Genomic DNA, 14,242 nt, shown 5'->3' on the forward strand with positions numbered 1-14,242 from the left:
CATAAATCCTTTCCTACTGAAGATGTGCAACAAACATTCCCGGTGCGCGGATCACCCGCTCCATGCCAAATCCGGGATAAAAGTATATTTGATTTCCTGCTTTAAGCAATCTTCCTTTATGAACCGTAATAATAGGAACATGATTATCATAATCGACAATAGGCGTTTCGGCAACTAAACGGCTCACAGATTCTTTTTTATATAAATTATAATCTACTTCTCCACCAATACGAAGATCTCCTTTTTGCGGATAAATCCCAATTTTCTTTAACACATCAAGCGAAAGCGGCGTTCGTTCCTGTAATGGAAATGGGATAAATGGAATATGATGAGCAGCAAGCAGTTTTCGCCACGTCGCTTCTTGTTTTTTCGTTCGGCTTCCATTTGGCCAATACGGCACAAATGGAGGCCGATATGTTTTTAACACCTCTGCGATCCAATGCCATGGGACGGAATGCAACATATCATTTTCTTGCATTTCGACAAAAATGACAGGAACTTTCCATCGTCTGCAAGCGATCATTAATGACGGAGTAAGCGTACGAAGCGGAACTTTCACACCGATGAAATAATCAATGGGGCTATTTAATAAATGCTGACGCAAGCGTTGCAACGCGGGAGCAAGCTGGCTTTCAAAAGAAACATCGCAAACAGCGAGCAGTGTAGTGCATCCTTGTGCGATTAATTGCTGTTGAACATATTGTTTAAATTGCAAAAACGTCCGCGGCTGTTGAAACGAAAAATCGAGCATGACATGACCGGGTGTTACGATCATCTCCCCTATTTCCATTCGCATCCATGTATACCGATCCGCCTGCTCGCTTATATAATCAATGCGATTACTATCAATCACGAGCGAGCAGCGTTGCAGCTGTTCTTGGCGAATGACGTACGCTCCTTCAATCACATATGGCATGTCTTCATTCCCCCTTTACGACAAGCTATGAAGGAATGAAAAGACATATGAATAAAAAAGCAAGAAACCTGTATTTGGTTTCTTGCTTCTACATTAAGGAATGAAGATGATCAAAAAACGATGGATAAGAGACTGCCACCGCTTCTGGACGTTTTAAACAGACAGTTCCTTGCGTAATGCAGGCAGCAATCGCTAGCATCATGCCAATACGGTGATCACCGTAGCTATCAACGACAACGTCCTTTGCCTTTAACGCTGATTTTCCATGAATGACCATGCCATCAGCTGTCGCTTTAATATCCGCGCCAAGTTTTCGCAGCTCTGTCACAACCGTATCAATTCGATTCGTTTCCTTCACTTTCAATTCGCTCGCATCTTTAATAACGGTCGTACCTTCCGCCTGTGTTGCAAGCAAGGCAATGATCGGGATTTCGTCGATTAATCGCGGAATAAGAGCGCCGCTGATTTCCGTCGCTGTTAAATTGGAGGTGCGAATGGTAATATCGCCAAGCGGTTCTGTTTGCTCGTTACGAATGTTTTCGATCGTCATTTCCGCACCCATTTTTTGCAGCACATCGATAATTCCCGTTCTTGTCGGATTGAGCCCGACATTTTTTAACGTAATTTCGCTGTTTGGTACAATTGCGCCAGCTACTAAGAAAAAGGCTGCCGACGAAATATCTCCCGGAACGTATATATTTGCGCCTATTAGCTGCTGCGGTCCGGTAATGGAAACTGTAAGGTCGTCCACTGTTACGCTTCCACCGAACAACCGAATCATTCGTTCGGTATGATCGCGAGAACGATGAGGTTCCGTTACTGTCGTAGTTCCATTTGTTGTCAATCCCGCCAATAAAATCGCCGACTTCACTTGTGCGCTCGCGACAGAAGACTCGTAATGAATGGGCTGAAGTTCGCCGCCGCGAATGGATAACGGGGTATAGTTCCCATGCTCGCGGCCGTCAATGTGCGCACCCATCATTTTTAGCGGCTTTGTCACTCTGCCCATCGGCCGCTTGGCGATCGATTCATCGCCAATTAAGCAAGAATGGAACGGACATCCCGCTAGAATCCCGAGCAATAATCTTGCCGTTGTCCCGGAATTGCCAACATTTAAAATGTCAGATGGCTCCTTAAGACCTTTTAATCCCTTTCCTTCGACAACAACATCGCTTCCGTTTTGCTCAATCGACACTCCCAATTTTCGAAAACAATCGATCGTACTTAAACAATCTTCTCCCTGTAAAAAATTCGCGATGGTCGTTGTTCCATTAGCAATTGCTCCAAGCATCACAGCGCGATGGGAAATCGATTTATCCCCTGGAACATTGATGGTTCCTCGTAATGATGAAATATTGGTTCGCAATGGTTGCACATCTTCCCCCTCCGTTTACACTTCATATGTTTCGTAATTCGTATGTCTTTGAATACAGGCTTTCGCCTTCGCCCGATCTTCCTCGCTTTGAAAGCTAAGGCGGAGCACACCGTAAATTTCTTCCCTTGTCTCAATAATACGAATATTTGTTATGCTAATTTGTTCTTTTGCAAGATAGCCGGTAATTTCGGAAATAACCCCAGGATAATCAGGAACATCGACATATAGATCGTAAAAAGATGGAATTGCCCCTTTCGTTCGCGCTGGAAGCCCGTCGCGAAATTGTTTTGCTTGTAAAAAATACCGGTAAATCGCTTCGCTATTTTCCTCTTCCACAATGGAACGAAGCTTTTGCATCTCTGAAATCCAGCCATCAAATAGCGCCAACATTTCGTCTTTATTATGTATAAAAATATCGCGCCACATTTCCGGGTTGCTTGAAGCGATGCGCGTAATATCGCGGAACCCCCCTGCGGCAAGACGGCTGACAAGCGGATTTTCTTTTTCATACTGTTGTGCTTGATGGACAAGACTTGCTGCAATAATATGCGGAAAATGGCTAATCACTCCAGTAATGCGATCATGTTCTTCTGGCGATAGCACAACAAACTGTGCTTTCGTTCCCTTTAGCCACTCTTTTAGCCGTTCCACATCCCTTGCCGCTACATCATTCGTCGGCGTCAAAACGTAAAAGGCGTTTTCAAACAAATGCGCCCTTGCTGCAGCAACGCCGCTTTTATGCGAACCTGCCATCGGATGGCCGCCGATAAACGTTATTCCTTGCTTTCCTAACTGTTTTGCATGTTTGACAATTCGTTGCTTTGTGCTTCCAACATCCGTGACAATTACATTTTCTTTTAATACACTGAAAGGCATCTCCGCCAAGATTTTTTCCGTTTGCATAACAGGAGTGGCTAAAATGATTAGATCAGCCTGTCTCAACCCTTGTTCAAGGGAAGAAGCAATTTCATCAATCACTTTTAATGAACGAGCAAGTTTCAGCTCATTCTCATTTACATCATATCCGATAATGACGGCGTTCGGATGCGCTTTTTTTATCGCTAGCGCCATCGAACCACCGATTAAACCAAGTCCAACAACAAAGACGTTTCCTTCCAACTGCTTCACCTTCTTGTGTAAAAATGCTCCCGTTGCTTAAAAGCAACGGGACGGCCTTATATAAGCTGCTTTTCTTTCAACATTTGCGTTAATGCATGAATGATTCGTTCGTTTTGCTCTTTGGAACCAACCGTGATGCGCACCGATGTCGGAAAACCGAGCGCATTGCCGGAGCGAACGATGATGCCCCGCTCAAGCAAATATTGAAACACTTCGTTTCCCTCGATACCAAAATCAATTAAAATAAAGTTCGCTTGTGACGGATAATAGCGTAGCCCGTTTTCCTCACAAAAACGATAAAACGTCTCTAACCCTTGTTTATTTTTTTCGACACATTCGCGAATGAATGCTTGATCATCTAAAGCAGCAATGGCAGCTGCCTGCGCGACGCTTGATGTATTAAATGGCTCGCGCGCCGGTTCGATCTCACGAATGAGCGTTTCGCTGGCAATACCGTATCCAACCCGCAGCGCTGCTAAACCGTATGCTTTTGAAAACGTACGCAAAATCATTAAATTATCATATTGGCGGAGAAGTGGAACGGTTTGCGGATAATCATTCGCCGTTGCGTATTCATAATACGCCTCATCCAAAACGGCAAGGACATGGCTAGGAACTCGCTCAAGGAAAGAGGTTAATTCCTGCTCGTTCACATACGTCCCTGTCGGGTTGTTCGGGTTGCATATCCAAACGACGCGCGTTTGTTCATCAATTGCATTCAGCATTGCTTCTAGATCATGTCGCCCATCCACCAGCGGAATTTCACGAATTTCCGCCCCTTCAATCACCGCGTTATGACGATATTGTGGAAACGTCGGTGCAGCCATCACCGTATTCGTATTCGGAGATAAAAACGCGCGGCAAATAATTTGCACGACTTCATCCGACCCGTTGCCGAAAATAAGCTGCGTTTCGTTGACCCCTAAATGTGTGGCAACTTTTTCGCGCAACAGACGTGCGTATCCATCGGGATAAATGGCAAGATGATCTAATTGTTTCATCACCGCCTCTTTCACAGCAGGTGAACAACCATATGGATTTTCATTGGATGCTAGTTTAATAATATCAGTAAGCCCATACTCTCGTTTTACTTCTTCAATAGATTTTCCCGGCTGATAAGGGGGAAGCCCCCGCAACTGTGTTTTAATTTCCATGATGACACTCCCTATCCTTCAGTTATTGCATGCCGTATTTATCGCAACGGTGCTGTTAGCGAGCGAGCGTAACGGCGAAACTCGGCAAGCGCCTCCTCTTTTTTCTCTTCCGTTTGCAAAAGGTCGTTAAGCTGTTCAATTTTTTGAACAAGCGCGCTGCCAATGACGACCCCGTCACAATAGTTTTTTAGCATGCTAACTTGTTCGCTTGTCGAAATGCCAAATCCAACAACGACAGGAACGCGGCTATGCCGCTTTACTTCGGTTAAAAAGTCGTTTAATGTTTCCGGCAATGTATCACGCACGCCGGTCACACCGAGTGATGAAACGCAATATAAAAATCCTTGCGCATTGGAGGCAATCATTTCAATTCGTTTTTTCGACGTCGGTGCTACGAGAGAAATAAGTGGAATTCCCGTCGCTTCACCGAGTTTACGAATCAGCTCACTTTCTTCAAACGGCAGATCTGGAATTAAAATGCCGTTCACTTCATTTTTTCGCGCTAAAGCAAAAAAGGATTCTTCTCCTAATTGTAACACAGGATTGTAATACGTAAAGAGAATAATCGGAATTTTTACTCCTTTTTTTCGCATTTCCGGAACTAATTCAATTGCTTTTTTTAATGTCATTTGCTGGCGAAGCGCTCTTTTTGCCGCCCGTTGAATAATCGGTCCGTCCGCTAACGGATCGGAATACGGAACGCCTAGTTCAAGAATGTCAGCTCCTGCTTCCTGAAGCGCCAATGCGAGTTCGATCGTTATATCCGGCCGGGGATCTCCGGCGACAATAAACGGAATAAACATCGGTTTAGTTACGGTTAGCAACTGCAATGCCGTTTCCTCCTTTTGCAACATTCATCATTGTCTGCACATCCTTATCACCGCGGCCAGATAAACATACGAGCACCGTTTGATCGCTTCGAAGCGTTTTCGCAAGTTGAACCGCCTTCGCTAAAGCATGCGCTGACTCGATCGCCGGAATGATCCCTTCTTCCCGAGATAACAATTGAAATGCCCAAATCGCTTCCTCATCCGTAACACTTTCGTAACGAACGCGGCCGATGCTGGCTAAATAAGCGTGTTCCGGTCCAACACCTGGATAATCGAGGCCTGCGGAAATAGAATATGGCTCAATAATTTGCCCATGTTCATCTTGCAATAAATACGTCAGCGACCCATGAATGACTCCTTTTGTCCCTTTTGTGATCGTTGCAGCATGGTGCGGCGTATCGATTCCTTTTCCCGCCGCTTCTACACCAACAAGCGTCACGTTATCTTCTAAAAACGGATAAAACATGCCAATTGCGTTGCTTCCGCCGCCCACGCACGCCACAATCACATCCGGAAGTTTTCCTTCCCGTTCGAGGAATTGCTGTTTCGCCTCATCACCGATAATACGCTGAAATTCGCGCACCATTTTCGGATATGGATGCGGGCCGACAACAGAACCGATCATATAGAAATGATCGTCGCAATGTTGCACCCAATAGCGGATCGCCTCGTTTGTCGCGTCTTTTAAGGTACGATTTCCACTATATGCAGGAACGACTTTGGCACCTAATAATTTCATCCGGAATACGTTTAATTCCTGACGTTTTATATCTTCTTCCCCCATAAATACGATGCATTCCATCCCGAAATGAGCCGCTACCGTCGCCGCGGCAACACCGTGCTGACCTGCTCCCGTTTCCGCAATAATCTTTTTCTTTCCCATTCGTTTTGCAAGCAATGCTTGCCCAATCGCGTTATTGATTTTATGGGCGCCTGTATGGTTTAAATCTTCTCGTTTTAAGTAAATTTTTGCACCGTTTAGTTTTTTCGTTAAATTAGACGCAAAAGTAAGCGGTGTTGGACGTCCAGAATACTCTTGTAAAATTCGGACGTATTCTGCTTTAAACTCCTCATCGGCAAGTGCCTTGGCAAGCTCTTCTTCTATTTCCTCAAGCGGCCGCATTAATGTTTCCGGAACGAATTTTCCGCCAAAATCGCCAAATCTGCCATTCTCGTTTGGAACGTTATACATAATTCGCCACCTTCTCTTCAATTTCTTTCATTTTTTTTATGCTTTTTTCTCCGTTTTCTTCGATGCCGCTGCTGATGTCGATGCCGTAAGGACGGTACGAAAGCAGCTTTTCAATATTTTCCGGGGTGATTCCGCCGGCAATGAAACAAGGAACTGCTTGCCGCGCAGCTTCCTCTAAATAAAACGGAACATTTTCCCAATCGAATGTCATTCCAGTTCCGCCCCACGCTCCGTTTACACGACTATCTACTACATATCCGTCCGCAACACCGGCATATTGCTTCATCTTCGCGAGCGCCTTTTCATCGTGATGAATCGCCTTCCAAACGGAAAGATCTGTCACTTCTTTTATTTTTGCAATGTGTTCGACTGTTTCATGGCCGTGGCATTGGATCACCGCAAGCGGAAGTTGTGACGCCGCGCGGATGATTTGATCGATTGGCGCGTTGACAAACACGCCGACAAGCTGTTTGCCGCCAAGCGATATATATTGGAGCCATTGTTTTACTATTTCCACTTCCACTTTTCGTTTGCTTTCCGCAAAAATCAGCCCAACATAATTTGCTCTGCTTCGAACGCTTTTTTGTAAATCAGACGCGGTGCGGTTGCCGCAATATTTAAGGACCGGCAATGGATTCAACCTCCCGAAATAATTCGTAAATCGCTGCTTCCACGTCGTCTTTTCTCATCAGCGATTCTCCGACGAGCACGGCGTCTGCACCGTATGTTTGCACCGTTTTTAAATCAAGAGAAGTGCCAATGCCGCTCTCGCTGACAATGATGCTTGCGGTTGGTACAAACGGAATGACCTTGCTTGTCGTTTCCAAAGAGGTGACAAACGTATGCAAATCGCGGTTGTTAATCCCAATGATTTCTGGAATAAAAATATCTAAAATATTTTCCAGCGTTTTACGCTCATGCACTTCGACCAAACATTCCAATCCTTTGTCGTATGCTTCCTGATATAGCTCATACAACGTTTTTGCCGGCAGCGCTTCGCCGATTAATAAAATCGCGTCAGCTCCAATTCGTACGCTCTCTTCGATTTGAATGCGATCAATAATAAAATCTTTGCGCAAAATCGGAAGCTGTACCGCTTGTTTTATATCGCTTAAATAGCCGCGGTGTCCTTGGAAATATCGTTCATCCGTCAATACGCTGATCGCATCCGCCCCCGCTTTTTCATACGCTTTTGCGATCGCCACAGGATGAAAATCCGGTCGAATTAACCCTTTTGACGGGGAAGCCTTTTTCACTTCCGCAATAAGACCGATAGAACGGTTTGGTTTTTTCAGCGCCGCCGATAATGAACGACGCTGTACGTTTTGCAAAGGCTTTGGCAATGTGAGTGTCTCTATTTCTTTCTTTTTCGTTGCAATAATTTGTTCAAGCATACTTTTCTACCTCTTTCATGCGCAGTCGCTCAAATTGTTCATAGGCTTTCTTTGTCATCATCGCTTCTTTTGCCATTTCGACCCCTTCGCGAATCGTCGCTGCTTTCCCCGCTGCATATAACGCGACGCCAGCATTAAGAATGACGATATTGATCGCGCTTTCGTTTGCTCTTCCTTCCACTACTGCCTTTAATAGTTCAGCACTTTGTTGAACCGTACGAACTTGAACGTGTTCTAACTTTCCACGCGCGAGCCCATATTGTTCCGGCGCGATCGTGAAACGGCGAATTTCACCATGTTTCAGCTCAACTACATCTGTTTCCGCCGAAATGCTGCATTCATCAAGTCCGTCTTTTCCGGTTACCAATAAAACGTGTTCCGAGCCAAGTCGGTGAAGAGTTTCCGCAAGTTTTTCCGCGTATTGTGTCGAATAAACACCGATTACTTGCCGCTTGCACCGTGCTGGATTCGAAAGTGGTCCAATTAAATTGAATACAGTGCGAAACCCGATTTCTTTACGCGGCAATGCAGCATATTTCATGGCGGAATGATATAGCGGCGCGAATAAAAAAGCCAATCCTTTCGTTTTTAACGCCTGTTTCGCCTCCTCCGGGGTTGCTTGAATATCAATATGAAGCGCTTCTAATACGTCCGCGCTTCCGCTTTTTGAGGAAACCGCCCGGTTGCCATGTTTGGCCACTTTGACACCAAGCGATGATACGACGATCGCCGCCGCAGTGGAAATGTTGAATGTCGATGCCCCGTCTCCCCCTGTTCCGCACGTATCAATGACTTCTTCTTCATAATCGAGCGTCATCATTCTGCTGCGCATCGCTTTCACCAATCCTGTCAATTCGTCGACCGTTTCCCCGCGCAATCGCAAAATGGATAAGAAACTGGCAATCTGGCTGGCAGAGGCTTCTCCAGACATTATCATCATCATCGCCTCATACGCTTCTTCTTCTGTCAACGTATACCCCTCAATACATTTGGCAAGAAGTTGCTTAAACATATATATTCTCTCCTTTCGCAAACAATCGTTCGGCACGTTCCATCGCTTTGATTAAGGCGCTCGCTTTATTGCGCGTTTCTTTCCACTCCAATTCTGGAACGGAATCCGCGACAATTCCCGCGCCTGCTTGCACGTAAGCATAACCGTCTTTTACAATTGCGGTGCGAATCGCGATACATGAATCAATATTGCCGTCAAAACCGATGTAGGCAATCGTTCCAGCATATAAATTTCTTGCCGTCGGTTCTAGCTCCTGTAAAATTTGCATCGCCCTTACTTTCGGCGCACCGCTTACCGTTCCGGCAGGAAAGGCCGCTAATAGCGCGTCAATCGGGTGAATTCCTTCCTTTAACACACCCGTTACTTTCGAAATCAGATGCATGACATGGGAGAACTTTCCAATTTCCATTAACACTGGCGTCTCGACTGTACCATATTTCGCTACTTTTCCGATATCGTTGCGGGCTAAATCTACTAACATATAATGTTCGGCTCTCTCTTTCGGGTCATTGTAAAGCTCCCTTTGAAGATGCTCATCTTCTTCTGCCGACCGTCCTCTTCTTCTAGTCCCGGCGATCGGGTGGATTTCCATATGACGGTTATGCACTTGAATTAACTTTTCCGGAGAGCTTCCGACAATTTCGATACCGTCTAGCTGAAAATAAAACATATATGGCGACGGATTAATATGACGCAGCATTCGATAAATGTGAAACCCGCTCACTTGAATCGGAACGGTAAATCGCTGGGACAATACCGCCTGAAAAACATCTCCGCTGGCGATATAGCTTTTAATGGTTTCTACATCCCTCATAAATGATGCTTTGTCATAATTGGATATGACACCTTGAAAGGAAACACGCGTTTCTTCGTCATCGTGATGAAGCAATAACAATGGCTCTTCCCTTCCGCTTGCTGCTTTTTTCATCAATGTTTCGATCCGCTTTAACCCTTCCCCGTACTTTCTCTTCTTCGCTTCTTCTGTGTCCTTATCCGATAAGCGGACATAATGAATAAACACAATCTCACGCTTATGATGATCAAACACGATCAACGATTCACAAAACGTAAAATAACCCGTCTTCAAGGAAATATCGCGATTGGAATGAATTGGGACTTTTTCGATTGCGGAAATGAAATCATATCCTAAAAAACCGACCGCGCCGCCGGTAAATGGTATCTTGCTTGCAAGCTGCTTGACGCGCAGCTTCTGCTCAATGAACAGAAATGCTTCTTTTAACGAAGAAGCTTTCATCATTTCTTCGCCGCGCTCATTCATCACAGAAAACGTATGGCCGGTTTCACTCTCAATCGTTAAAAACGGCGATAAACCGATAAAGGAATAGCGGGCCCATGGCGATTGATCATCTTTGCTTTCTAGCAAAAACACCGCTTCACTTTTTAAATTTTCAAATATTTTCACTGGTTCAAACACATCTGCAAAAAAGCGGCGTACAATCGGAATGGTCTGGAAATGAACCGCATCTTCCAAAAAAGTGGTGATTGTGCAGTTTTTCATTATCTCTCCTCCGTTCATTCGGATGGAGAATGAGGGTTTATGAGGCGAAAAAGGGGAATAAAAAACCCAAAGACAGATGTCTTTGGGTAGATTTCTCATCACACGTACAAAAACTCACCTCAACTAAACTCACTCATTCTCATCTACCCTAAGCTCTGCTCTTACTCTGCTTATTACTTTTGTTTCCTATGATATTACATTTCTGGTTTTTTTGTCAATGACAAATCTGGGCGCAATGTGACGGCATCTCGTAAATAAATGTGGGAAATTTCCTCTTGTTTCTTCGTTGTCTCAACAGTCATCATCACACGTATGCAACGCGGCAATGAGTTGGGAACCGGAATTTCTCTCATACACATAACCGGAACGTACGTCCATCCTTCTATGCGGCGCAGCGCTTGTGCTGGAAACGCCGCGGTAATATCTTCGGTAACAGATATAAGAACGAACGATACGTCGCTTGCGGTTACGTCATTGGCGCGAATCATTTCTTTCAGCAATGTTTCTGTGGCATCGACAATTTCCTCCGCTTCATTGCGTTCAACAGTAATGGCACCTCGAATTCCGCGGATCATTCTCTCCCTCCTCCCGCTGAAATTTGCGAAGCAATGCCAGCAGCGTTTCATCGTCGAGCGGTTTTATTTCTGCCATGCCAATGTCTTTCAAAAGCACCATGCGGACCGTTCCTGCTCTTGCTTTTTTATCCCCTTTCATTTTTTCAAGGAGACGGTTTATATTTAGTTGTTTCGGAATGGAAACAGGGAATCCATATGTACGAAACCAAGAAGAAAAACGATCGTAATCCAGCGATATGTTATACACCCGCTCGCTTACAAAAATCGCAAAGAGCATCCCAAGCGCCACCGCATCGCCATGCGTCATCGCTCCATAGCCAAGTTCATTCTCAAGCGCATGCCCAAGCGTATGCCCAAAATTTAAATGCGCGCGAACGCCAGTTTCTTTTTCATCTTCCCGCACGACGCTTGCCTTTACTTCAATTCCTTTTTTAATGCAATATTGCAATCGCTCCCCTTTTAAGTCCGCAAGCTCGCGGATTTCTTGCCGCAGCCATTGATAAAAATCGCGGTCGCGAATAAGCGCGTGCTTAATTACTTCGGCAAAACCGGAGCGCAATTCTTTTTCCGGCAAGGAACGCAAAAAAGCAATATCATAAACGACCGCTTCCGGCTGGTAAAACGCTCCGATCATGTTTTTTCCAAGCGGATGATTGATCGCCACCTTGCCGCCAACGGCGCTGTCATGCGCAAGAAGCGTCGTCGGGATTTGAATGTATGGGATGCCGCGCATATAAGTGGCAGCGACAAATCCAGCTAAATCGCCGACAACGCCGCCGCCAAAGGCAAGAATAAGCGATTTGCGGTCAAGCCCGTATTGAAGCGCAGCGGTTTGACATGCATAGTATTGCTCAAATGATTTCGCCTCTTCCCCGCTCGGTATGACATATGTGTACACATCATAATCATTGGCAAGCAATGCGCGAAGTTTCGATAAATACAATTGTTCCAACGTTTTATCGGTGATAATAAGCAATTTCGTCCCTTTGGAAAAAGACAATTGCCGGAGAATGTCCGGAAGAGACTCAATGATTCCTTCACCGAGAAATAACGGGTACTGTTTTGTTTTCGTTTCAATAACGATTTGTTCCATCGTTAAAACTCCCTTGCATAACGGCGCATTTTTTCTACGTTTTCTTTAATGAGATCCATTCGGTCTTGACCGAACTGATCGACGATTGCCGAAGCAACTTCCCAAGCGACTACTGCTTCGGCGACAACGCTTGCCGCTGGTACCGCACAGCTGTCCGAACGCTCGATGCTTGCTGTAAACGGCTCTTTCGTTTCAATATCCACGCTTTGCAATGGCTTGTAAAGCGTTGGAATCGGCTTCATTACCCCGCGTACGACAATTGGCATCCCGGTTGTCATCCCGCCTTCAAATCCACCGGCGCGGTTTGTCCGGCGCGTAAATCCTTTTTCTTTGCTCCAAATAATTTCATCATGTACTTCGCTTCCCGGGCGTCGCGCCGCTTCAAAGCCGATGCCAAATTCAACGCCTTTAAATGCGTTAATGCTCACAATCGCCGCGGCAATTTTCGCATCAAGCTTCCGGTCGTAATGAACGTGGCTGCCGACCCCTGCAGGGACTCCTTCGACAATGACCTCCACAATGCCGCCGATCGAGTCGCCGTTTTTCTTCGCTTCATCGATCGCTTCCATCATTTTGACTGCCGCTTTTTCATCAAAACAGCGCACCGGCGACTCTTCTGTCACTTGCTGCAATTCCTCAAGCGAACGATAATCCATTCGCTCCGCACGAACTCCGCCAATTTCTATCACATGTCCGGCGACGCGAATGCCAAGCTCTTCTAAAATCCGCTTTGCCACCGCTCCCGCCGCAACTCGCACCGTCGTTTCCCGGGCTGACGATCGTTCTAATACATTGCGCATATCACGATGCCCGTATTTTAATGCACCATTTAAATCGGCATGCCCAGGACGCGGACGCGTCACCTTCCGTTTTACTTCTTCTGCTGAATCGATCGGCTCAATTGACATAATGTTTTGCCAATGTTTCCAATCACGGTTTTCTACGACAAGCGTGATTGGCGAGCCTAACGTTTTCCCATGGCGCACACCGCTGAAAATTTTCACTTCATCTTTTTCAATTTGCATCCGCCGACCACGGCCGTACCCTTTTTGTCTTCTTGCCAGCTCTTTATTAATATGTTCAGCAAGCAGCGTCAGCCCAGCCGGCACTCCTTCTAAAATGGTCGTTAACTGTGGTCCGTGTGATTCTCCCGCTGTTAAATATCTCATCCTGTTCTCTCCCTTCAACTCTTTAACGCGGTTAAGTAACAATATATCATAAATTTAAAAAATGAAAATAGTTTTTGATAAAAAAAGAATTCATCTTGCCGATGAACTCTTTCATAAACTATTTTATTTTGCGATAAAAAAACGTGTCTTCTATTTCAAAACCGTATAAGGCTGGGTTAAAAATTTGTTCCGTGCTGCCGACAAACAGTATTCCGCCTGGCCGCAACGCTTGATTAAATTTATAGTAGAGTTGTTGTTTTGCCTCCTCTGTAAAATAAATAAGCACATTGCGGCATACAATTAAATCAAATTGACGGCCGAATGGATCGGCAAGCAAGTTATGCTTTTTAAACGTCACCGCTCTTTTTATCTTTTCGTCGATTTGATAATACATTCCTTCTTTCTTAAAAAACTTTTTTTTCATTTCTTCCGGAATTTCTTGCAATGACCGTTCCGTATACAGCCCTATTTTCGCGCGGGCAATCGCGTTTTCATCGATATCTGTTGCTAAAATGGAGACATGGGCTAGCGGTATGTATTTCGATAAAATCATCGCTACCGTATAAGGTTCTTCTCCGGTAGAACAAGCAGCGCTCCATATTTTTAAGCGGCGGTTTTGTTCGAAGAGTTTCGGCAAAATCTTTTTTTCAAGCACTTCCCACCGTTTCGCATTTCGATAAAATTCCGACACGTTAATCGTCATTCGGTCAAGAAATTCATGAAACAATGCCTCGTCTTTTTCCATTGCATGAAAAAATTCTTGAAAATTTTTTAATCCTCTTTTTTCATAGAGCGACGTTAAGCGTCTTTTCATTTGCGCTTCTTTATACTGAGCAAGGTCAATGCCTGTTTTTCGCTTGATGTTCTCAATAAACCACTGGTAGTCGTTCATTC

General features: G+C 45.1%; 14 protein-coding genes. All 14 read right to left on the reverse strand.

Features of this window, described 5'->3' with window-relative positions; genetic code table 11:
• Positions 1–13: 13 nt before the first annotated feature.
• Entirely contained in the window at positions 14–916 is a 903-nt protein-coding gene (locus DER53_RS15520) for a hypothetical protein (RefSeq protein ID WP_062752712.1), read from the reverse strand.
• 88 nt (positions 917–1,004) lie between these two features.
• A complete protein-coding gene (gene aroA / locus DER53_RS15525) occupies positions 1,005–2,291 on the reverse strand; it encodes a 3-phosphoshikimate 1-carboxyvinyltransferase (RefSeq protein ID WP_015864270.1) in 1,287 nt (428 codons plus the stop codon).
• A 15-nt stretch (positions 2,292–2,306) separates the two neighbouring features.
• Complete coding sequence (locus DER53_RS15530; protein WP_062752714.1) at positions 2,307–3,410, reverse strand: prephenate dehydrogenase; 1,104 nt, start codon at positions 3,408–3,410, stop codon at positions 2,307–2,309.
• Positions 3,411–3,466: 56 nt separating this feature from the next.
• Positions 3,467–4,564, reverse strand: a complete 1,098-nt coding sequence (gene hisC, locus DER53_RS15535; RefSeq protein WP_015864272.1) for a histidinol-phosphate transaminase — start codon at positions 4,562–4,564, stop codon at positions 3,467–3,469.
• 38 nt (positions 4,565–4,602) lie between these two features.
• Positions 4,603–5,418: a tryptophan synthase subunit alpha gene (gene trpA, locus DER53_RS15540; protein ID WP_062752715.1), complete on the reverse strand. Its 816-nt coding sequence runs from the start codon at positions 5,416–5,418 to the stop codon at positions 4,603–4,605.
• Complete coding sequence (gene trpB, locus DER53_RS15545; RefSeq protein WP_062677570.1) at positions 5,372–6,586, reverse strand: tryptophan synthase subunit beta; 1,215 nt, start codon at positions 6,584–6,586, stop codon at positions 5,372–5,374. The genes trpA and trpB overlap by 47 nt, the downstream gene beginning before the upstream one ends.
• Positions 6,579–7,217 (reverse strand): phosphoribosylanthranilate isomerase, encoded by a 639-nt coding sequence (locus DER53_RS15550; RefSeq protein ID WP_062752717.1) that lies wholly within the window; start codon positions 7,215–7,217, stop codon positions 6,579–6,581. Before DER53_RS15550 ends, trpB begins: the two co-directional genes overlap by 8 nt.
• Positions 7,204–7,980, reverse strand: coding sequence for an indole-3-glycerol phosphate synthase TrpC (trpC, locus tag DER53_RS15555; RefSeq protein WP_062752719.1), 777 nt, complete (start codon positions 7,978–7,980; stop codon positions 7,204–7,206). Before trpC ends, DER53_RS15550 begins: the two co-directional genes overlap by 14 nt.
• Positions 7,973–8,992 carry an anthranilate phosphoribosyltransferase gene (gene trpD / locus DER53_RS15560; protein WP_062752721.1) on the reverse strand — a complete coding sequence of 340 codons (1,020 nt, stop codon included), beginning with the start codon at positions 8,990–8,992 and terminating at the stop codon, positions 7,973–7,975. Before trpD ends, trpC begins: the two co-directional genes overlap by 8 nt.
• Positions 8,985–10,511: an anthranilate synthase component I gene (gene trpE / locus DER53_RS15565; protein ID WP_062752723.1), complete on the reverse strand. Its 1,527-nt coding sequence runs from the start codon at positions 10,509–10,511 to the stop codon at positions 8,985–8,987. The genes trpD and trpE overlap by 8 nt, the downstream gene beginning before the upstream one ends.
• A 194-nt stretch (positions 10,512–10,705) precedes the next feature.
• Entirely contained in the window at positions 10,706–11,086 is a 381-nt protein-coding gene (gene aroH / locus DER53_RS15570) for a chorismate mutase (protein WP_062752725.1), read from the reverse strand.
• Entirely contained in the window at positions 11,052–12,179 is a 1,128-nt protein-coding gene (gene aroB / locus DER53_RS15575) for a 3-dehydroquinate synthase (RefSeq protein WP_062752727.1), read from the reverse strand. Before aroB ends, aroH begins: the two co-directional genes overlap by 35 nt.
• A gap of 2 nt (positions 12,180–12,181) precedes the next feature.
• The gene (gene aroC, locus DER53_RS15580; RefSeq protein ID WP_015864281.1) at positions 12,182–13,348 is read right to left on the reverse strand and encodes a chorismate synthase; all 1,167 of its coding nucleotides are present in this window, start codon (positions 13,346–13,348) and stop codon (positions 12,182–12,184) included.
• A 118-nt stretch (positions 13,349–13,466) separates the two neighbouring features.
• Positions 13,467–14,240, reverse strand: coding sequence for a CheR family methyltransferase (locus DER53_RS15585; protein WP_062752730.1), 774 nt, complete (start codon positions 14,238–14,240; stop codon positions 13,467–13,469).
• Between the last annotated feature and the right edge of the window lie 2 nt (positions 14,241–14,242).

This window comes from Parageobacillus toebii NBRC 107807 (assembly GCF_003688615.2).
In the GTDB taxonomy this organism is placed as follows: Bacteria; Bacillota; Bacilli; order Bacillales; family Anoxybacillaceae; genus Parageobacillus_B; species Parageobacillus_B toebii.